19 protein-coding genes and 7 pseudogenes are annotated in these 18,888 nt (G+C 33.9%); 15 read left to right on the top strand and 11 right to left on the bottom strand.

Annotated features, from left to right (window positions below):
* Positions 1-251, bottom strand: a 251-nt coding sequence (locus M014_RS0114460) for a helix-turn-helix domain-containing protein (protein WP_026592386.1), incomplete at its 3' end; no start/stop codon positions are given.
* Between the two features lie 295 nt (positions 252-546).
* Entirely contained in the window at positions 547-1,653 is a 1,107-nt protein-coding gene (locus tag M014_RS26965) for an acyltransferase family protein (protein WP_231503944.1), read from the bottom strand.
* A gap of 361 nt (positions 1,654-2,014) precedes the next feature.
* On the opposite strand from M014_RS26965, the pseudogene M014_RS28395 reads away from it, so the two are divergent.
* A pseudogene (locus tag M014_RS28395) lies at positions 2,015-2,413 on the top strand (N-acetylmuramoyl-L-alanine amidase); the annotation flags it as partial.
* Positions 2,414-2,422: 9 nt separating this feature from the next.
* On the opposite strand, the gene M014_RS30130 reads toward M014_RS28395, so the two are convergent.
* From M014_RS30130 to M014_RS30645, 4 genes and pseudogenes are all read right to left on the bottom strand, one after another.
* The gene (locus tag M014_RS30130) at positions 2,423-2,680 is read right to left on the bottom strand and encodes a hypothetical protein (protein WP_026592385.1); all 258 of its coding nucleotides are present in this window, start codon (positions 2,678-2,680) and stop codon (positions 2,423-2,425) included.
* A gap of 123 nt (positions 2,681-2,803) precedes the next feature.
* Complete coding sequence (locus M014_RS29670; RefSeq protein WP_026592384.1) at positions 2,804-3,148, bottom strand: hypothetical protein; 345 nt, start codon at positions 3,146-3,148, stop codon at positions 2,804-2,806.
* A gap of 20 nt (positions 3,149-3,168) precedes the next feature.
* Positions 3,169-3,309: pseudogene (locus tag M014_RS30125) on the bottom strand (polymorphic toxin type 17 domain-containing protein); the annotation flags it as partial.
* Between the two features lie 35 nt (positions 3,310-3,344).
* Positions 3,345-3,443, bottom strand: a pseudogene (locus M014_RS30645) (ImmA/IrrE family metallo-endopeptidase); the annotation flags it as partial.
* Between the two features lie 81 nt (positions 3,444-3,524).
* Between M014_RS30645 and M014_RS0114440 the strand changes: the two are divergent.
* Complete coding sequence (locus M014_RS0114440; RefSeq protein WP_026592383.1) at positions 3,525-3,716, top strand: DUF3954 domain-containing protein; 192 nt, start codon at positions 3,525-3,527, stop codon at positions 3,714-3,716.
* A gap of 36 nt (positions 3,717-3,752) precedes the next feature.
* Positions 3,753-4,356 (top strand): annotated as a pseudogene (locus M014_RS26955) (hypothetical protein).
* 110 nt (positions 4,357-4,466) lie between these two features.
* Here M014_RS26955 and M014_RS0114430 read toward each other — a convergent pair.
* Positions 4,467-5,066, bottom strand: a complete 600-nt coding sequence (locus M014_RS0114430) for an undecaprenyl-diphosphatase (protein ID WP_026592382.1) — start codon at positions 5,064-5,066, stop codon at positions 4,467-4,469.
* A 245-nt stretch (positions 5,067-5,311) separates the two neighbouring features.
* Here M014_RS0114430 and M014_RS26950 point away from each other — a divergent pair, with 245 nt between their 5' ends.
* The 4 genes and pseudogenes from M014_RS26950 (at position 5,312) to M014_RS26945 (ending at position 7,788) form a co-directional block, all read left to right on the top strand.
* Entirely contained in the window at positions 5,312-5,638 is a 327-nt protein-coding gene (locus M014_RS26950; protein ID WP_035415100.1) for a hypothetical protein, read from the top strand.
* Between the two features lie 540 nt (positions 5,639-6,178).
* Positions 6,179-6,376: a hypothetical protein gene (locus tag M014_RS0114420; RefSeq protein WP_026592381.1), complete on the top strand. Its 198-nt coding sequence runs from the start codon at positions 6,179-6,181 to the stop codon at positions 6,374-6,376.
* Between the two features lie 389 nt (positions 6,377-6,765).
* On the top strand, positions 6,766-7,248 hold the full coding sequence (locus M014_RS0114410) for an ArpU family phage packaging/lysis transcriptional regulator (RefSeq protein ID WP_026592380.1): 483 nt from the start codon (positions 6,766-6,768) through the stop codon (positions 7,246-7,248).
* Positions 7,245-7,788: pseudogene (locus tag M014_RS26945) on the top strand (site-specific integrase). Before M014_RS0114410 ends, M014_RS26945 begins: the two are co-directional and overlap by 4 nt.
* Before the next feature lie 372 nt (positions 7,789-8,160).
* Here M014_RS26945 and M014_RS0114400 read toward each other — a convergent pair.
* Positions 8,161-8,466, bottom strand: a complete 306-nt coding sequence (locus tag M014_RS0114400; protein WP_026592379.1) for a WGxxGxxG family protein — start codon at positions 8,464-8,466, stop codon at positions 8,161-8,163.
* Between the two features lie 345 nt (positions 8,467-8,811).
* Between M014_RS0114400 and M014_RS0114395 the strand changes: the two genes are divergently transcribed.
* The 4 genes and pseudogenes from M014_RS0114395 to M014_RS26940 all read left to right on the top strand — a co-directional run.
* On the top strand, positions 8,812-9,327 hold the full coding sequence (locus M014_RS0114395; protein WP_026592378.1) for a DUF3231 family protein: 516 nt from the start codon (positions 8,812-8,814) through the stop codon (positions 9,325-9,327).
* A gap of 830 nt (positions 9,328-10,157) precedes the next feature.
* The gene (locus tag M014_RS0114390; protein WP_026592377.1) at positions 10,158-10,385 is read left to right on the top strand and encodes a hypothetical protein; all 228 of its coding nucleotides are present in this window, start codon (positions 10,158-10,160) and stop codon (positions 10,383-10,385) included.
* 398 nt (positions 10,386-10,783) lie between these two features.
* A complete protein-coding gene (locus M014_RS0114385) occupies positions 10,784-10,975 on the top strand; it encodes a hypothetical protein (protein WP_026592376.1) in 192 nt (63 codons plus the stop codon).
* A gap of 776 nt (positions 10,976-11,751) precedes the next feature.
* Positions 11,752-12,524, top strand: a pseudogene (locus tag M014_RS26940) (N-acetylmuramoyl-L-alanine amidase); the annotation flags it as partial.
* 47 nt (positions 12,525-12,571) lie between these two features.
* Here M014_RS26940 and M014_RS0114360 read toward each other — a convergent pair.
* Both M014_RS0114360 and M014_RS26935 read right to left on the bottom strand, forming a co-directional pair.
* Complete coding sequence (locus tag M014_RS0114360) at positions 12,572-13,072, bottom strand: YxiF family protein (protein ID WP_026592373.1); 501 nt, start codon at positions 13,070-13,072, stop codon at positions 12,572-12,574.
* Positions 13,073-13,093: 21 nt separating this feature from the next.
* Positions 13,094-13,594: pseudogene (locus M014_RS26935) on the bottom strand (HNH/endonuclease VII fold putative polymorphic toxin); the annotation flags it as partial.
* Positions 13,595-13,619: 25 nt separating this feature from the next.
* On the opposite strand from M014_RS26935, the gene M014_RS0114350 reads away from it, so the two are divergent.
* Positions 13,620-13,859, top strand: coding sequence for a hypothetical protein (locus tag M014_RS0114350; RefSeq protein ID WP_026592372.1), 240 nt, complete (start codon positions 13,620-13,622; stop codon positions 13,857-13,859).
* Positions 13,860-14,396: 537 nt separating this feature from the next.
* Here M014_RS0114350 and M014_RS0114345 read toward each other — a convergent pair.
* A complete protein-coding gene (locus M014_RS0114345; RefSeq protein ID WP_026592371.1) occupies positions 14,397-15,095 on the bottom strand; it encodes a hypothetical protein in 699 nt (232 codons plus the stop codon).
* A gap of 109 nt (positions 15,096-15,204) precedes the next feature.
* On the opposite strand from M014_RS0114345, the gene M014_RS0114340 reads away from it, so the two are divergent.
* The 3 genes from M014_RS0114340 to M014_RS0114330 all read left to right on the top strand — a co-directional run bounded on the left by M014_RS0114340 (position 15,205) and on the right by M014_RS0114330 (position 18,548).
* On the top strand, positions 15,205-15,852 hold the full coding sequence (locus tag M014_RS0114340) for an HD domain-containing protein (RefSeq protein WP_026592370.1): 648 nt from the start codon (positions 15,205-15,207) through the stop codon (positions 15,850-15,852).
* Positions 15,849-17,741 (top strand): ABC-F family ATP-binding cassette domain-containing protein, encoded by a 1,893-nt coding sequence (locus tag M014_RS0114335; RefSeq protein ID WP_026592369.1) that lies wholly within the window; start codon positions 15,849-15,851, stop codon positions 17,739-17,741. Before M014_RS0114340 ends, M014_RS0114335 begins: the two co-directional genes overlap by 4 nt.
* 75 nt (positions 17,742-17,816) lie before the next feature.
* A complete protein-coding gene (locus M014_RS0114330; RefSeq protein WP_026592368.1) occupies positions 17,817-18,548 on the top strand; it encodes a Bax inhibitor-1/YccA family protein in 732 nt (243 codons plus the stop codon).
* Positions 18,549-18,888 lie beyond the last annotated feature (340 nt).

Here is an 18,888-nt window from a genome sequence, read left to right as displayed (position 1 = left end):
ATAGCCGCTGTATCCATTAACGATATACCCGATTGAGCCATAAAATTTAGTACGTTTAGTTTAAACTCTACGGTGTAATTTGTATAGACCTCGTGTAAACCTTCTTCTCCATGGAGTTCGTATAAGCGCAACCAGTATTGAAATTGCGCCTTTGTAATATGCATCTGTTTTGCATATTCTGCTTGAGAAATTGTTTTTGGATTAAATCCTTGAACGAGCTTTAACCTTGAATCCTTCGTAAATTTTGTCATAAAAAAACTGCACCTCCAATTGTTAGACTATGTCTAACAATTGGGGTGCAGTTCAAGGGGCATTGGCTTTTTATGTTTTACAAAATAAATAGTGGGATATTCAGCTTTAATTAAGAGGTAATGTTAATTAATATGTATTTCACATGAAAATACGTATTGAGAATGATGCAACTCCTATAGGGACTAAGGAAAAACGAAAAGGCATGTGCCGGTATAATACCGGGCCACATGCCCAAGAAGTTGCCTAATAAAATAATCTGTCTCATTTTCGTTAGACGTTTTTTTATATTTTAAATCAGAAGCTTTTCTGACTTGGGGTGTAAACCTTTTCGTTAGACACTTTCAAGTTTGATTTAAAGCTAGGAGCTACCTTACCTACAATATATGGGCCGAGTTTAAATTTATTTAAAAGATATATTATAGGAATTGGAATGAGTAGAGCAACGAAAAAATCCGTAAACAATGCACCAAGAATTGTACTTAGCTGAGGGATTTTTGTTTGTATAGTACTACTTATCGTGTCAAGTAAAAAAGGATGTAGTAAATAAATTCCAAAAGAATATCGACTTACAAATATAAGGAATCTAGGTACATGCTTTATTTTTGAAGCGATATAGAAAAATAGTAGTATTGTAGATATTGTGAATAAGAAAATATCAATTCTTTTAGAACTAATATCAGTTATAATGTTGAATTTTTGAAAAAGGATTATCATCATGCCAGTTAAAACCCATGAATAAACTATCTGTTTGGAATACTGCATTAACCAAGATTTAAAAGATTCGTAGTGAGTACCTGCATAATACCCTATAAAAAAGTATGCAATCCAGCCTGGAAATGGAATCCAAGAATATCGATACCAAATATAGTCGGCACTTGGTATATCAAATGGTTCAATAAAATTAAAGAAACCGAGATATATAAAGTTTATAAATAAAGAGGAAAGAATAACGGTTTTAGGAGAAAAGTGATTTTCTACTTTTTTAAAGATCATATGTAGAAAATAAAATTGAAATATGATTAAAATAAAATAACCATGGTAATCTCCTAATACAACATTTCTAGTAGCTTGAACTAAAATTGAATGTAGCCCATCTTCGTAATTTGACGTTATAGCATAAAAAATCCCCATAAATATAAAAGGTAGTAATATAAACTTTACCCTTTTTAACATGAAGTTATTTGGTAGCTTATTTTGATAATTATAAGCTATTACAAATTCAGATATAAAAACAAACATTGGTGTACCATACATAAGTAATAATTGAAAATAAGCTAGGAATAGTTCTAGTATACTTTCCGACTCAAAATTTGCAGGGTTTTTTGTTATAGAATGTATAAGTAACACACTTAGACACGCTATACTTCTTAAAATCGTAATTTCTGGAGCTTTATTCTTCATACATACCACCTTTAACATAAATTATAAAACAAATAGATGTTTAAAATTATTGTAGAAAAATTGTGCATGCAGACACAATTTGTTCCCTTTGTAAAAACCGATTATAAACAAGGAGTGATGAGTATTACCATAAAACGATATTGCATTAAATTTACCTTATAATAAGATATTAATCAAGTTAAGTATATTTATGACATGGATTTATTTTCCCATTAAAGTAATAACTACCAAATTTTAGCAGTATGATCAATATGAAAATTACATAATGCGAGAGGGGAAAACCAGCATATAATTAAATAAGTAGTGGGATTATGTTCGTAATCGAGAAATTCAAACACAGTTATGATAAATATGTGAGGTTATTGAAAGTTACAATGTTAATCTTCGCAAAGGACCAAATGGAAGTTACCCTGTTATTCGTCAGTTAAATAAACCAGAGTCATATAAAGTGTGGGGCGAAAAAGATGGATGGTTAAATCTTGGTGGGAATCAGTGGGTATATAACAATCCTTCTTACATCAAATTCGAAAAGAAAGAGCCAGTTAATCTGATTGCAGGAAAACGTGTTGTGTCTAAAGTGGACAACCTACGTTTCTATGACTCACCATCTTGGCATGATAAAGATGGTGCTGGTACTTTAGATACAGGATTAGGATTTACAATCGATGCGAAGGCTATTGTCAATGCTTCATCACAATACAAAGTACACAACAGGAAAGGTAAGACATACTATGTAACAGCAAATGAAACTTATACATTTTTTATTTCATTATACTCCATATTCCATTTCTTCCAAGAATTCTCCACCACTCTTGATACATTGCATTATTCTGCTACATGCACAATAAAAGTAATGTTCACTTGTTGCAGTTGATTTTACCGGAACTGGATCTATTTCATGAAATATTTGCTCTTTTTTATGAAAATACATTTTTCCAACTTTATCTGGATATTCTGAGGGGTAAAATTGATATACAACTATTTCCTCGTCTTCAAATTCTTTATTCATTGTAATATGAATTGCCATAATTTATCTCCTTTACTTTCGTATTTTAAATCCGTTTTCTATCCCCCTAAATGTTTATAGGTATAGGTACTAATAAACTATAAAAGCTTGAGAGGCATCTAGCCCATCAAGGTTATCAAAAAATTATTCAAAGTCTTCAAACCAACAAGTGAAAAATCGTACTTTGTCATTAAAAAACACTGTGCCATCATTATTGCTAGTAGAACTAGCAGAAATTTCCCCCTTATCCCACAACCATTTATTTGATATCTTTTCAAGTATTTTTTCTGCTTCCTCAACGTCAAGAGTACTTCTTAAAGTTTCTATATTACATACAACCTTAAACCAACCGTCAAACTTCCAATAAGGTTCAGTTGAGCTTACATCATGTGAAGTAATCATAGTGTCTATTTTTTTTAATAACTCATGCAATATTGTCAATGCTTTGTCCTTATTCTGACATTCTACAAATAAACTCAGTTGGAACATAATAATCCTCCTAAAATATGTTAGTGTGAAATTGTGTCATCTGGAGCAACGTTAATATATTTTTTCTCATTCTTTGTATATTTCCCCCATTCCTTCATTCCTTTTTCGGACAGTTGTACATCCCATTCGAATTCAAAATTCTTTTTAGGGTCACCGTGATAAGGGCCTTTTGTCTATACATTTTCAAATTTATCAACGTAACATTGAATTTTTCTGAGATTATATATGCTTTTAACTGTAGGGGAGGAAGCTTTCGTAACATAAAAGTAGGTACACAAAATTGTTGTGCAATATTTATAGGCAAATAAAAAAGCCGGGATCACTCCCGACATAATTATTCGACAAAGTAATTATAACACAAATAGGAGTGGTTCCGGTGGCAATTATCAAGGAGAACATTGTAGAAATGAAGGCTGAAATTTCATTAGCGGAAAATATGATTTATGTTGTGAAAGATGGACAAGTTCATCCAATAGAGCCACCAACAAGTGGTCATGGGGAACAGTCCTTTGTATATAAAGGTGGAAAAGTAACTCGTATGGATGAACGAAAAACACATTTGCTTTAATAAAACTTGAATTTTGTAGAAAAAGGGGAATGAGAGATGGAATACATTGAAAAAGCAATTAAAGATATTAAAGAAAATTGGTTTGAAAATCATGTAGCTGAAATTCAAGGTGAAGAGGGATTACAAGTTATTTATTGGGGTAAACCTGGGACGGGAATGTATCGTACTAAATATGTGCTTTCAGGATATAACGTGTTTATTTCGGGTGATATTGGTGAAGCGGTGTATAACCTTACATGTCCAGCGACATTGGAAAACATCAAAGGATTCAATTTAGGTAGGGTATTTTACTGAAAAGTTAACGGCATTTTGTGAAGAGCGTTGGAATTTCGATGAAGAAAAGGCTAAAAAGGAACTTGATGAATATTGGGAAGAATACGATATGAATGAAACGGAAGACGGACAAGAAATATATGATGGCATTATTTCAGCAATTGGTGAGAGTTCATCTATGGAAAGTTACCACTTTTGGTTAAGTGATGTTTACCATAATAGCTTATTAGATTCCGACACAATGGAAGATATTTGGGGTTTCGGTAAAAGGTTACCACGTCGTTTAATTGGTTACTGGTTAGGATTACAAATGGCAATTGAACAATTAGAGAAAAGTAAACTTGTAGCAGAAGCAGTAACTTTATAACAAAAGCGTTATTTTAAAATTAAAGAGCGCCCAAGGGAGCACTCTTCGATCAAGACAATATTGAAAAATACTGGGTAATATATGTAATCTTTTTAGCTTTGTGAGATTAATCAAAAGTTTTTCGACTTGTTTTTGGATGGTATTACATTTTCTTCTATTTTTTCGTAAAGATTAAGTAATTGTTTGATGAATGTAAATTTCGGTGTTAACCAATACGAAAATAGTGCTGAAATAATTCCTATTAAAGCCCCTGTTATGACATCGAAAGGATAATGAACTCCTACCCAGATACGAGAAATAGCTACACAAAATGCAAGCACAAGCCATAACCACCCAGTCTTTTTACGAACAAGCCAAAATGAAAAACAAATTGAAAAAAATAGAATCGTATGGTCGCTAGGAAATGAATTATCTACTGCATGATCGACAAGTTTATTAACATTAGGTAATACTGCAAATGGTTGATAATTCAAATGCAAATTCCCTACTAATTTTCCAATTATTTCAGCAGTTACGAAAGCAACCATTGCTTGAATAATCATCATTTTGTTTTTTCTAGATTGAGTAAACCAATAAGCCATAATGATTAAACCTAAAAAATACACCATATATTTCGCCAAAAATACCATAGTTGAGTTTAGGGATGAATATTGCTTCCCTAAATCATTGATAGCTCGAAAAGCATCAATATTTAATTGAGAAAAAGACATTTTTAAATCGCTCCTTATTGTGTGTCTATAACTTTATTATGTGAAAAATTTTTTAACTGAGGCCTAACGGTTTCTTAATTAATGCTTAGTTATTTCTTAACAATTCTTGTTTATGTATAAGGAAAATTATAGTAAAGAGTTTATAGTGAAAAAATTGATTTTAGTGACATTAGTATTACAAAACTGTAAGGATTAGCTCATTAAAGATTTTTAATAAAATAGTTATTTTGAATGGAGTGAAATAAATGAATAAGCGATTAAAAGAAGTAAAAGAGAATATCACCAACATTGCAGATCATGCGATTTGCATGACGAAGTGCGATTATGATTGGCTAATTGAGCAAGTGGAAGAAAAAGAAGTGAAAAACTTTCAAGTTGAAGATATAGATGGATGCGAGTTTGTAAAAGTAAAAGTTTTGGGTAATGCGTTGATTTCATACAATCATGATTTTGATGGATTCATGACCGGAAAGATTCAAGTTGTTTATTCAGACGGTTCTGGTAGTGCAATCAGCATGGAAGAAGCTCAGCAACGTATCGATTCAAAGGAATGGATAGTTATTAAACCATAATTGAACAAAAACGCTATTTTGCACAACAAAGCAGCTAGCTCAATTAGCTAACTACTTGTTGTACAAAAGAAGCACTACGCTTACAGCAATGAATTGTAACCTAAAGTTACAGCTATAGTTTAAACGGAATTTGAAATATTATACGGAATTTGAAATATTATACGGAATTGAAAGAACCTAATAAAACTTAACTTGAGAACAAAAACTTTGTCCCACTAAATAGAGGAGAACAGCTTTTAAAGCTATTCTCCTAAACAGAAGTGGGGAAAACCAGAGAGCCTTTCAGATGACAATTAATCAAGCCCTACAAAGGTAGTATGTACTTACATTGAAAATCTATACAACAAAGCAGCTGGCTCAATAAACCAACTGCTCGGTTGTCACAACTGTCTCTTAAGGAGTTAAAGTTTAACGCAATTTCACAGGAATATAATTATGGCTGGTGGCCTATTTATAATTTGCACGATATTTGAACAAGTATTCATGAATGTTAGGGAAATTAATAAAAATTTCATTTTGTACAGAAATGAGGTGTTACAAATGGAGTTTAAAGAGAAAGATTTGGTAATGGTAAATCACCCGGATTACCCAGAATTACGAGGACTAGCAAAGGTAACACACGCAAAGCCGGGACGAAAACTTGTGTGGATTTCCCTTTATAAAGATAAGAATGAAAGAATTGCTCATATTGATTATCTGAAGTTAGTTGGCAGAAAAAGAGCAGCTAGCAAAAGCTAACTGTTTAAGTCAAGGAACTACTGATAGAGGTTCAGCTAAATAAGTTATGGCGTATAGCCTGTATACATTATATGCGGAATATTGAGATTTATACAGGGAGGTAGAGGGAAATGAAACGCTGCAGTAATTGTTTGGAAGAAACGGATTGGATAGATGAAGTATCAGAAATGTGTGATGCTTGTATCCATGAATACGATGAAAAGTCAACAAAATAATCCTTTTACAAATTACTAAAGAAGAAAATGGTATAATAAACACAATTGAATTATTAGTCCTACTGGAAGAACCAGCGGACACTGAACTATTAAGAGCATTAGCGATATTGCTCTGTAGTTTGGTGTCCGCTTTTTTATATTTCATTAGAAAAATAGACAAGCAGTGTTTTATATATGACGCAATTAACCTTTTTATTTAAAATTGATCGCGCAGCAACACAGGAAAAATTAGAAAGTCTTCTTGAAGAAGTACGTATTTATAGACAGTTCGGAATGGTTCGAGAAGAAATGAAAGTCACTCCTTCGTATGAAGTGAGATATCATGGTTCTACAAATGTAGTAGGAAATCTTTTAGAAGATGTAGCTTTAGAAAATATAAAGCGCAGTGAGCGTGAACAATACCTTAAAAATATGTCATTCCGCATTGATAAATTTTTAAGCCGTTTGGGTAATGGACGTGCAGGGAGAATTCAGAGGGACATCATTAATAAGCGTTATTTAGAAGAAGACGTATGTGATTATATGATTTATAACGAGATTGTAATGGCTGAACGTACTTATCGTCGTTGGAAGTCCAGAGCTTTTTATAATTTAGCTTTTGCTTTGAGATTAGAAGTATATGAGGTAGAAAATCATTATGGAGGGGATGATCTGTGAATTTTGTACAACCTATTCGAGATCCAGAGCAAATACAACAAATTAAAGAGCATTTAAGGGAAAAGAGTGAACGGAATTATATGTTGTTTGTAATGGGAATCAATACAGGTCTACGTATTAGTGACATTCTAAAGCTGAAGGTTGGAGATTTAAAGGTAAGTCATATCTCAATGCGTGAAATGAAGACGGGTAAACAGAAACGTATTCAAATTACTGCAGTATTAAGAAGAGAGTTAAAGTGGTACATTGAAGATATGGAAGATCATGAGTATCTAATTAAGAGTAGGCAAGGAAAGAATAGACCAATAGGGAGAAGTATGGCTTATAAAATACTAAGCACCACAGCAGCAGAGTTTGGATTAGATGAGATTGGAACACATACACTACGTAAGACGTTCGGATATCATATGTATATGCAGACAAAGAATATAGCCATTGCTAATGGAGATATTCAATCATTCGAGTCAACGAGTAACATTACGATATATAGGAGTAAATCAAGATGCAATGGATAAAGCAATGACTAGGTTTAAAATCTAATCATTGCTTTTTTCTTTTTAATTCTATACAGTTACTCATTTTTATTGTGTTGTGTAACTCAAAAAGGAAAGTGTTATGAAGCTATGAATATCAAGGGATTCAGCAATAGGGGCAGTTACACAAAATATAAGATATGGGTAAGTGAAGCAACGGCATAAAAAAGAAGCGTAGTTCGTCAAATGGACGTACCGCTCCATTATTACCATCAAGTTAAGAAATTGATTGTTTCCGATTAATGGTATCCGTCTTTATATAATTATTATAGATTTTGAAAAAATAAAAAATCGCCTTATAAAAGGCGATTCATAGTTTATTCGTTTTGCATTCTTTTGATAAATAAGTATCTTTTAAAGTTAAATGCGATGTTCTATATTAACGTCTTTCAGGTTCTTTTTCTTTTTTTCTAAGACCGAATAAACCTAATAGTCCTAATAAACCAAGCCACGCCCAATTATTATTATCATCACGATCATTATTTAAATCATTTGTTGTATTCACATTTCGAGTTCTAGTATCATAATTAACTCTATTCATGTTATTGTCATTAACTCGAGTTGTAATATCATTATTGTTAACTCTATTCATATTATTCCCATCGTATTCAGCGTGGACACTTGTACCAAAAAACATAATAGTTAGTAATAGAGCACTTAAAATAGATGACAATTTTTTCTTCATAGTTTTCCCTCCTTTCGTGTTTAGTAATATCTCCAGTTCCTTTAGGTAATATTCGTTTAAGAATATATAAGTCCATTTGAGTTGAAATTATGATGACCATCTTTAATTTCTAATTATTAAAAGTACTGATAATAATGGATTATGTTAATAAAAATATATGTGCTATTTATCAGAATAAATTTTTTGAAACAGTACATTCTATAGGGTGTAATTACTATATTTGGGTAAGGTGTTCCTTATGAGTTATAAGAACTTATTTTTTTAATCTGGAACATGGTTGGGAAAATTTTTTCTATAGTAAGCATTGTTGTTAAAAGATTAATTTCTTTAAGGAGGAATATTTTAATGGGTGTTTTAGGTGGAAATCCACAAAATGAACCAATGCACTACGGTGAAGTCTTTGGGATTTGGAGTTATCTTGCAGCGGCACAAGGTGCAATTGCTGGATATCAAGTTCTTATTAACCACACAGGAGACGAGGATTTAAAGAAATTTTTAGAAAATCTCGTAGAGAATGATATCCAATCAGAAGTTGAAGAATTAAAAAATTTATTAAAATTAAATGGTGTTGCATTACCGCCAGCACCTCCAGAAAGACCAGTTGCATCTATTGAAACTATTCCACCTGGCGCTCGTATAAATGACGCAGAAATTGCGGCAACGGTTTCTGCAGGTCTTGCAGCAGGTTTGGTAGCATGTAGCCAAGCTATGGGACAATCACTTCGAGAAGATGTAGGAATGATGTTTGGTCAATTCCATATGAAAAAAGCACAAGCTGGAGCTATATTGCTTCGTCTGAATAAGAAAAAAGGTTGGATTATACCGCCTCCATTACATGTTCAACAATCAGATCAAGCGTAATGCCTTAATAGAAATCTAATTTATTCTTTATGGCTGTTGCAGTGGGCTTGTCTAGGGAAATAAAGGTTATTAGCGAATTAAAATAAAGTGGCAGAGTCGTGACCGATTTTTGGCCGGAAATGTGCCGCTCATTTTGGAAATAAGGTGATATATTTGTATTGTGGGCATGGTGGAAAACACGACTCACGCCTACCTTTATAATAGATCGTCATGACAAATGGTGATGGTTGGTGGATTGAATGGATTGCCGGTTCATGATATTCACAATAGTTTGCATGACATACGTTGAAAGTGAAGAAGAGCTTTTGCTCTCTTTCAGCTAACAACATTCTAGGTAGATGGAATGAGGACGGTCTGATAAGTCGACCAAGAGTGTCTGTCGCGGTTGTTAGATGAAAGAGGCGTGAAAACACCTTAACCAAACTAAATGAAATATGCGATAGATATACAAACACGACTTGTTTATTTTGGGAAACTGTTATTCTAGTGAATGGCAGATTTCTACTTTTTAAAAGTAAAACTTCATTTACCGTATTTATAGTAATAACATAGGATTTTGACGAAAGGGCAACTGGTGCATGGTTGCTCTTATATTAGTTACGATAAGTTACTTCGAGAAGTTGAATTTACACAAATCATGGAGAATCTTCTTTCAGTATTGACATTCACGGATTCGATAAAAAAACAATATCAAAATACAATTAATCAGTTTGAAACAGAACTAACTAAATATGAAAACTTATAATAAAAAGCATTCCTTATGGAGTGCTTTTTATTATGTAGGATATTCTTCTTTTCTGTCGAATAGATAGGGGAAAGGGGATGATCGTATGAGGGTATTTTTTAGGAATAAATCTGGAGAAATGATTCTTGATGCGAAGAATGAGGATGTAGCTAGTTTAATGGCTGTTTTGAAAGAAACTAAAAGTATTAAGATTGGCCTCTTTAATTATGATGTAAAGAAATATAAATTAGAGTATTATCGACATCCAAAAAATGAGGAATCAGAAAGAGAATTAAACATTATATTGGAACGTAACTATAATGATAATAATTGACAGCATCCAAAACGGGTGCTTTCTTCTTTGCTATATAGAAATTATATAATAATGAGGAATGTGAACAAGTATATAACTATACAATGTATAGAAAGGTTTCTGACATGTTACCCCATGTCTGTGGAGGGCACTTACTTAAGGAAGGGAAGTGCTCTCTTTCACATTTTGAGAAGGACAAGCATATATTATAGTGTAGGACAAGCTCAATCGCTTATCCTATCCTATTGACTCCTTTCACAAATTTTAGCATCTGCTAACGCGGATGCTCTTTTTATTGAACAAAATTGACATTTGAATAGGAGTGCAAAAACATTTTATATTCAAATAAAAGGATATTTATGTTAAAAAATAGAATTTTTACCTTTAGTGGGTAATTTAAACTAAGGGGTATAAATTCGATGCGAAAAGAAAAGGTTTTGTTAAAGCGATGGAAGGCGGATTTACAAGCTGTTCAAGAAGAGAAGCGGTTGAAGAAGAAGACTAAGAAAAAGAATAAGAAATATAGCATTCCTGGCAATACAGCTGACTTTATGAATGGTAAGAACACTTATCGTAAAGAGAATGGGGTATGGAAACAGAGAAATAAATAATGTGAGGATAAATGAGTTTGATTAAGTTTATAGCAATTATCCTAGGCGCTACCTTTATAGGTTTAGCGTCTTATTTTATTTTGCGAAGGAAGTGATGGAATGGAGCAATGTGGATGGTTTATTGCTGGATTCATACTTTGCTTAGTGATTATGATTCAATTCATTAAAGCAAAGGAAGTAAAGGAATTAGATTAATAAGGGAGTGAGAGTAATGTGTGAGCATAAGTATCAAATGTTAGATAGTGAGACTACTGCTTTTAATGCTAACAATAAACAATTCGGTATGGATGTCTCTGCTATTTTCTTGATATCCAATATCGTGAGAAGATGATTGAGGGTGAGGATAGATGGAATGTAACGGTAAGTTGTTAACAGAAAAACAAATAGATCGGTTGCAATTCATGCTTAATAACTATTATAAGAAGAGCACGGACATTTGTTCCTGTGATGTGGAACGAGTGTTGAACAAAAAAGAAATGGAACTAACTAAAGTTGAGAAGGTAATTGTTATTGCTACAATTCTTCATGCTATTGATGAGGAAGAACTTGAAGAATATGTGGAGTTAGAAAAGTTACTACCATTAATTAAAGTGCTTGATGGATTATATGAGAACAAAACACCGAAAGTGAAGAAAGAAACTACAGTTAGTTTAATTAATAAACTGATTGATGATTTCTTAAAAGGAAACAAAGCAGTGGATACCAATGAAACAAAACAACAGAAGCGTAAGTTCTATGACAGCGGTGAGTGGAAGAGTATACGTGAACAAGTAAATGCTGATACAAAATACATTGCTTATGGTGCAGGTCCAGATGCAAATAAACGTTTTGTACATGTAGAACTATGCGAAACAAAAGACTATGAGAAATTTAAACGCAGCTATGATAAATACGTGAAGTTACTTGCTAAAATTTTGAAAGATAATAAACTTTCAGTCGAAAAAGGATTATGGACTCACTATGATGTAACGAAGTATCTTGGCGGCACAGACCATGAAGATCCGCTTGATTATTGTGTATCAGAGGCACAATTCCGTGCTGATGTGAAACGTGCATACAATGATTCTATGAAGTATCTGTACCAGAAAAACCATCAAAACCAGAAGAAGTACCAACAGCAGTAACAGATGGAGTTGCATACATTAATGGTTACAACGTAAATTTACGTAAAGGACCAGTTGCAAGCTACTCTAAAATTCGTCAGTTAAACAAACCAGAATCATATGTTGTGTGGGCTGAAAAAGACGGATGGTTAAACCTTGGTGGAGAGCAATGGATTAAATACGATTCTTCTTATGTGAAATTCGATAAGAAAAGCACAGTTGATTCATCGGTAGGTAAACGTGTTGTGTCCAGGGTGGACAACCTACGTTTCTATGATTCTCCATCTTGGCAGGATAAAGATGTAGCTGGCACAGTTGATGCAGGATTAGGATTTACTATCGATGCAAAGGTAACTGTCAATGGATCACCACAATACAAAGTACACAATAGTCGAGGGAAAACTTTCTATATTACAGCTAATAATGCATTGGTATATATGAATTGACAAATAAGACCACTCTTAATAGAGGCGGTCTTATTTACTTTCGTATTTTAAACTGTTGTTATTCCCCACATGCTAAATTCGTAATGATATTCTGTAGTCTCAATACATACTCCGAATTCTAAATCGTCACCAACTAATACAAAATCTGCATACCCAGTTAGAAATCTTGATATAGCTGATAACTCTTCTAAATTATTAAATACTTCAGTGATGTTTAGCTTAACTGCTTCAATTTTACCCCCTCTAGAGAAAAATAGTCTCCCTTGATTAACTGGAAATTTAATGGTTTTAATTGTTTCTTTTAACAGCGCTATTGATAATTTTCTATTTTCTTTATAATCTGTGTCACCAAAAATTTTTATGTCTGAATTTTTTTCTAGCTTACTATATAATTCTTTACAAAATAAATCATTAGATTCTGCATCCATAAATGATTCCATAGAAATTGTAACAATATTAGAAAGTTCGTTTATAAGTTCTTTTCTATTAGCGTTTCTTTTAACTTTTCTTTTAAGAATTTCCATTCGATTTTTATCCACATTACTCAAAACTTTTCACACCTTTAGTTTTTATTTTTTACCTTTTTTCTTGTAACCCTCAATATCTTCAGGATAATGTCCAGGATGCTGTCTATATGTTCCTTTTTCAAATGGGCTTCCTTTTTCATCATCAGCAGTGTGGAAATGAGATCCCCTGCCCATTTCATCTTTTCTGTGCTCAATAATATACACTTTTTCACCTTTAAAATTAGTGTACTCCTCTACCCATCTATGTTCAGTAGTCCCATCAAATACTTGAACAGGGTTTTTGCGCGGAGTAGAGTTAGGAATTCCAGCGGCTCGTCTTGCTTTCCGATATGCACCATTATTAGTTAATAATTTATCTTGTCTCTCAAGATGATCCTTATAATTTTCAGTGGCTTTAGCAGCTTGGGCTGCATCTGCAGTCATTTTCACACCTTTCACCATTTTAGCAAGCTTCCCAACTAGTGTAACACCCAGAACCATCATTCCACCAGCTGACACTCGATCCAACCATGAAAGTTTATCGCCTGTTGATGGATCTATACCTTATAGTTAATAGGAGATGTAAGCGATGGAAATGCAAATTTCCGATGTTAACGAATCTGTTTCATGTATCATCAAAGTACCAGCAGAACCAAAAGAATACACATTTTTATTCCGCAAGGATTCAATTTTTGGTGAGCCGGTATTTTTATTAGAAGATGAGAGGCAGTATAGTTTGATGAATGAAGAGATAGTTACTAAAATAGGTGCAATTACATCGGAGCAACTCAAGAGGGGTTTTTTGGGGGATTTAAAGAGTTGGGTATAGATTGAGGTTGATGACATTGGTTTATACAGAAGAAAGGCAACAAATCAAGAGGTAGAAATGTATAAGTATGTAAAAGGAAATATAAAAGAGAATTTAGCTGATAAAGTGAAAGTCCCCCTCGAGTGAGACGGGCTTTTTCGTTAATTTAGGGTAGGAGCAGACCAATTGGACTTGAAAATCATTTTATCTCCAGATCTTTCAAGGTTTGCTTTTGCTATATTATTACCTTCTTGATGGTATGGGGTTTCCTGGAAGATCATTAATTCTTCTACATGCTAATCATTTCTTTTGTAGTTTTACATCAAAAGAAAGGTGAAGTAAGGCAATATAATCATCTGGGATATCATTTCCGAAATACTCGTCTACTTCAATTTTTTGCTCCCATTTTGCTCCCAAATGATATAAAAACGCGTGAAAAAATATGAAATTCATTTTAATATTAAAATATAATATAACAAATAAAAAGAGCTATAAATGTTTGTTTAATAGGCATTCACGGCTCTTTTGTATTTTTTATATTATACCAAATGAATAATCTTAAAACTGTTCATTTTTCTCCCAAGATTCAACGATATAATGAGCAATTGTCGGATTGAATCCTTTTCCAACCAAGAACATAATCGCAGCAACTTCTGTCATAGCATGTTCTGCGGATGTGTGTTTTGCCTCATTCATTCCGTACTCTACCCATGGTTTTACGAAGTCCAACACAGGTTTCTTTAATGATAAAAATTGTGTACCAACAACTTGTTGAATTTGTTGTTGTGTAGGTTCAGCTGGAATTGAAGGTGTAGGCGGCCCCGGTGGTAAGATTTGTATTTGTGCTGGGTCTAATGATGGTGTTGGTGGTGAAACACGTGGATCCTGGTATGATTGATACATTTGTGGTTGCTGATATAGAGGTTGTTGAGCTACATATGGATGCTGCTGGTACTGAGTTTCATGAGGTTGCTGAGTTACGTATGGATGCTGCTGGTACTGAGTTTCATGAGGTTGCTGAGTTACGTATGGATTTTGCTGGTACTGAGTTTCATGAGGTTGTTGAGTTACGTATGAATTTTGCTGGTACTGAGTTTCATAAGGTTGTTGAGTTAAGTATGAATTCTGTTGATATTGAAATTCTTGTTCTTGTACTTCTTGCTCCCGGTTTTCAAACTGTTGCTCTTGAGATTGTTGTTCTTGATCTTGAGGATAGTATGGTTGCCCTGGATAAGGTTGTTGATTATTATAGAACATTTTTATTTCCTCCTTCATGATCGTACGTACAAAACAGTCTATGGGCGGACAAGAAAATATGTGATGAAAAAATGAGAGCGTGTTACAATAAGAAATTGGGTGAAGATAAATGAAAAAACAAGAACAAATACAAAAAACAGTTGCTTTTGTAAAGAATATTTTAGAAACAGATGCCAGTGGACATGATTGGTATCACATTGAGCGTGTACATAAATTAGCGATTTCTTTGTCTGAAAAAGAAGGTGGAGATCGTTTTGTAATTGAGATGGCAGCTTTACTTCACGATGTAGCAGATGAGAAGTTAAATGAAAGTGAAGAAGCTGGTATGAAAAAAGTTTCTGATTGGCTAGAAGGATTGGATGTTACTGAAGAAGAAAAGAAGCAGATCATTCATATTATTGCGAATATGTCATATAAAGGCGGACATGGGGGTAATGTAGAAACATTGGAAGGAAAGGTTGTTCAAGATGCGGACCGACTAGATGCACTTGGTGCAATTGGTATTGCCCGTACGTTTGCTTATGGCGGTGCGAAAGGTCGTTTAATGTATGACCCAAATATTCCACCCCGTGAAGGAATGACGAAAGAAGAGTATCGAAAAAATAATGATCCATCGTTAAATCATTTCTATGAAAAGCTTTTGAAGTTGAAAGATTTAATGAATACAGAAGCTGCAAAAAAAGAGGCTGAAGTTCGTCATCGCTATATGGAAGAGTTTATCGAACAATTTATGAAAGAGTGGAATGCACAAATATGAAAATGCTAACAGTAGAAAACGTATCAAAATCATATGGGGATAAACCATTATTTGATGGATTATCATTTAGTATTGCAGAGGGACAACGTGCAGGGATTATTGGTGTAAACGGTACAGGGAAATCTACATTATTAAAAATTATTGCAGGCATAGAGATTCCTGATACAGGTGATATGACGCATACACGTGGTTATACAATTAGCTATTTATCACAGCAACCGGATTTTAATGAGAATTTAACAGTGCTTGAACAAGTGTTCCACGGTGATACACCGTTAATTCGCCTTCTTCGTGAATACGAACAAGCCTTATTAAACATAGAAAAAGACCCAAGTAATGAAAAAGTGCAAGAACAATTATTTGCAGTGCAGCAACGTATGGATGCGATGAATGCATGGGAAGCAAATGCGAATGCAAAATCACTTTTAACGAAGCTAGGTATTACAGATTTCACAGCAACTGTGGGGAACTTATCTGGTGGGCAAAAGAAACGCATTGCAATGGCGCAGTGCTTTATTGAAACACCGGATTTGTTAATATTAGATGAGCCAACCAACCATCTTGATCATGAAACGGTAGAATGGCTAGAAGAGTACTTAGCACGTTATACAGGAGCAGTTTTACTTGTAACACATGATCGTTATTTCTTAGATCGTGTTACCAATCGTATTTTTGAACTAGATGGCGGCAAGCTGTATAGCTATGAAGGAAACTACAGTACATTTTTAGAAGCAAAGGCACTTCGTGAAGAGCAAGAATTAGCGCAAGAATCAAAGCGTCAAAACTTATATCGCCGCGAACTTGCTTGGATTCGTCGTGGTGCGAAAGCTCGTTCTACAAAACAAAAAGCACGTATTCAGCGCTTCGAAGAGTTGAAAGAACAAGAAGGTCCAGCAGCGAAGCAATCTGTGGATATTTCACTCAGCGGGAGCCGATTAGGAAAGAAAGTGCTCGAATTAAAAGATGTGACGAAAAAGTTTGGTGATAAAACGGTCCTTCATAACTTTAATCATATTGTGAAACCAGGCGATCGAATTGGTATTATTGGGGCTAATGGTAGCGGGAAATCATCTTTATTAAATATGCTTGCAGGCAAATTATCACCTGACAGTGGTGAAATTGAAGTTGGACAAACTGTGAAAGTTGCTTATTATACGCAAGAAAATGAAGAGATGAATTTAAATCAACGGATGATTGAATATATTAAAGAAATTGCAGAAGTCATTCATACAACGGATGGTAAAGTCATTGGAGTATCCCAAATGCTTGAGCGTTTCTTATTCCCACCGCATTCACATGGGACACCACTTGGTAAACTATCAGGTGGTGAAAGAAGACGTCTATATTTATTACGTCTTTTAATGGGAGAGCCAAATGTACTTCTATTAGATGAGCCGACCAACGATCTAGATACACAAACGTTAACAGTACTAGAAGACTATTTAGAAGATTTCCCAGGTGTCGTTCTTACTGTATCGCATGATCGCTATTTCTTAGATAAAGTAGTAGATGAATTATTTATCTTTACTGGTGGCGGAGAAGTTCGTGAATTCCTAGGAACCTATAGTGATTACCTGGATATACAAAAGGCACAAGAATTATTAGAAAAAGTAGAAGTACAGAAAGAAAAGAAAGTGGAAGAGGCTCCAAAGCAACAACGTAAGCGTAAACTTTCATATCACGAACAACGTGAATGGGAAACGATTGAAGATACGATTGCGGGGCTTGAAGAGAAGCTTGAAACGATTGGAGAAGAACTTGCAAATGTGGGTTCTGATTTCACAAAGGCACAAGAGCTTTCTGAAGCGCAGCAGCAAACAGAAGAAGAGCTAGAAAAAGCGATGGAACGTTGGAGCGAACTATCTGACATCGTTGAAGGTTTAAAATAAAAACAAGCTGCATATATTGAAATGTAAAGAGAAAAACTTTACACTATGAGTAGAACTTATTTTAGGAGGGAAAAAATGAGAACATCTAATCCAATGTTGAAAAAAGAAGCCTTTCGTAAACAAGGAGCAAGTGCGTCTGCGATGACAATTGGTGGAGCTGTAGGCAAAACATTTATTATGCTTGTTTTGCTTCTTGCAACGTCTGTCTATTCATACATACAGATGTATACTGGGAAAATGCAAATGCCTGTTTTAATTGGAGCATTAATTGTGGCTGCAATTATCGCATTTGCGGCTATCTTCTTCCCCAAAATGGCGCCTATTACAGCACCTATTTATGCAGCTGTTGAAGGGATTGTCCTAGGGAGTATTTCAGCGGTATATGCGATTCGTTTTGACAATTCTATTATCTTAAATGCTGTATTACTAACAATTTCAATTTTATTTGCAATGTTAGTTTTATATGCAACTCGTGCAGTGAAGGTTACAGATAAATTCCGTACAGGTGTGATGGCTGCAACGTTTGGGATTTTGATTATGTATTTAATTGTTTTTCTATTAAATATGTTTGGTGTTACTGTTCCATATATTCACCAAGGTGGAACAATTGGTATCATCATCAGTGCAGTTGTGATTATAGTAGCTGCATTAAATTTATTACTAGACTTCGATTTAATCGAAAATGGCGCACGTAGTGGAGCTCCAAAATATATGGAGTGGTACAGTGCGATGGGACTAATGATGACATTAGTATGGTTGTACTTAGAAATTCTTCGTTTCGTTTCTTACTTTGCGAAAAATGACTAATTGAAAGAAACCCTGTATGTTTCAAACATGCAGGGTTTCTTTTTGTGTTTCTTAAATTCAAAATTGATATTTTAAAATCAAGAATAATTTGTTTTATATGGTGTAATATGGATGGTGAGAGTGATAAGAATTATTAACTTATAGCAGAGGGAAGAGATTATGATGAAAGAAGGGACTATTAATAAACTACTAGGAAAGAGCTTTTTTATTGAATGAGATGACGCTTTGACTTATCTATCTGCTGCATCTAAGAAAAAACTTAAATGTGAAAGTAAAGTTAAACCAAATATTTTTTATCTGGAAAAAATACTGTATCAAGTGACATACGGATGGCTCAAGG

It is taken from the genome of Bacillus sp. UNC437CL72CviS29, assembly GCF_000482345.1.
Lineage (GTDB): Bacteria > Bacillota > Bacilli > Bacillales > Bacillaceae_G > Bacillus_A > Bacillus_A arachidis.
Note: the sequence above shows the minus strand (reverse complement) of the source record. Positions and strands in the feature narration are given on the sequence as shown.

Excerpts from the sequence above, each read along its gene's own strand:
- M014_RS0114385 (WP_026592376.1), top strand. The coding sequence starts at position 10,784 with ATGCGAAAAGAAAAGGTTTTGTTAAAGCGATGGAAGGCGGATTTACAA.
- M014_RS0114395 (WP_026592378.1), top strand. The coding sequence starts at position 8,812 with ATGGGTGTTTTAGGTGGAAATCCACAAAATGAACCAATGCACTACGGT.
- M014_RS30130 (WP_026592385.1), bottom strand. The coding sequence starts at position 2,680 with ATGGCAATTCATATTACAATGAATAAAGAATTTGAAGACGAGGAAATA.
- M014_RS0114390 (WP_026592377.1), top strand. The coding sequence starts at position 10,158 with ATGAGGGTATTTTTTAGGAATAAATCTGGAGAAATGATTCTTGATGCG.
- M014_RS0114345 (WP_026592371.1), bottom strand. The coding sequence starts at position 15,095 with ATGTTCTATAATAATCAACAACCTTATCCAGGGCAACCATACTATCCT.
- M014_RS0114335 (WP_026592369.1), top strand. The coding sequence starts at position 15,849 with ATGAAAATGCTAACAGTAGAAAACGTATCAAAATCATATGGGGATAAA.
- M014_RS0114350 (WP_026592372.1), top strand. The coding sequence starts at position 13,620 with ATGGAAATGCAAATTTCCGATGTTAACGAATCTGTTTCATGTATCATC.
- M014_RS26965 (WP_231503944.1), bottom strand. The coding sequence starts at position 1,653 with ATGAAGAATAAAGCTCCAGAAATTACGATTTTAAGAAGTATAGCGTGT.
- M014_RS26950 (WP_035415100.1), top strand. The coding sequence starts at position 5,312 with ATGAATAAGCGATTAAAAGAAGTAAAAGAGAATATCACCAACATTGCA.
- M014_RS0114420 (WP_026592381.1), top strand. The coding sequence starts at position 6,179 with ATGGAGTTTAAAGAGAAAGATTTGGTAATGGTAAATCACCCGGATTAC.
- M014_RS0114430 (WP_026592382.1), bottom strand. The coding sequence starts at position 5,066 with ATGTCTTTTTCTCAATTAAATATTGATGCTTTTCGAGCTATCAATGAT.
- M014_RS0114400 (WP_026592379.1), bottom strand. The coding sequence starts at position 8,466 with ATGAAGAAAAAATTGTCATCTATTTTAAGTGCTCTATTACTAACTATT.
- M014_RS0114330 (WP_026592368.1), top strand. The coding sequence starts at position 17,817 with ATGAGAACATCTAATCCAATGTTGAAAAAAGAAGCCTTTCGTAAACAA.
- M014_RS29670 (WP_026592384.1), bottom strand. The coding sequence starts at position 3,148 with ATGTTCCAACTGAGTTTATTTGTAGAATGTCAGAATAAGGACAAAGCA.
- M014_RS0114340 (WP_026592370.1), top strand. The coding sequence starts at position 15,205 with ATGAAAAAACAAGAACAAATACAAAAAACAGTTGCTTTTGTAAAGAAT.
- M014_RS0114410 (WP_026592380.1), top strand. The coding sequence starts at position 6,766 with ATGACGCAATTAACCTTTTTATTTAAAATTGATCGCGCAGCAACACAG.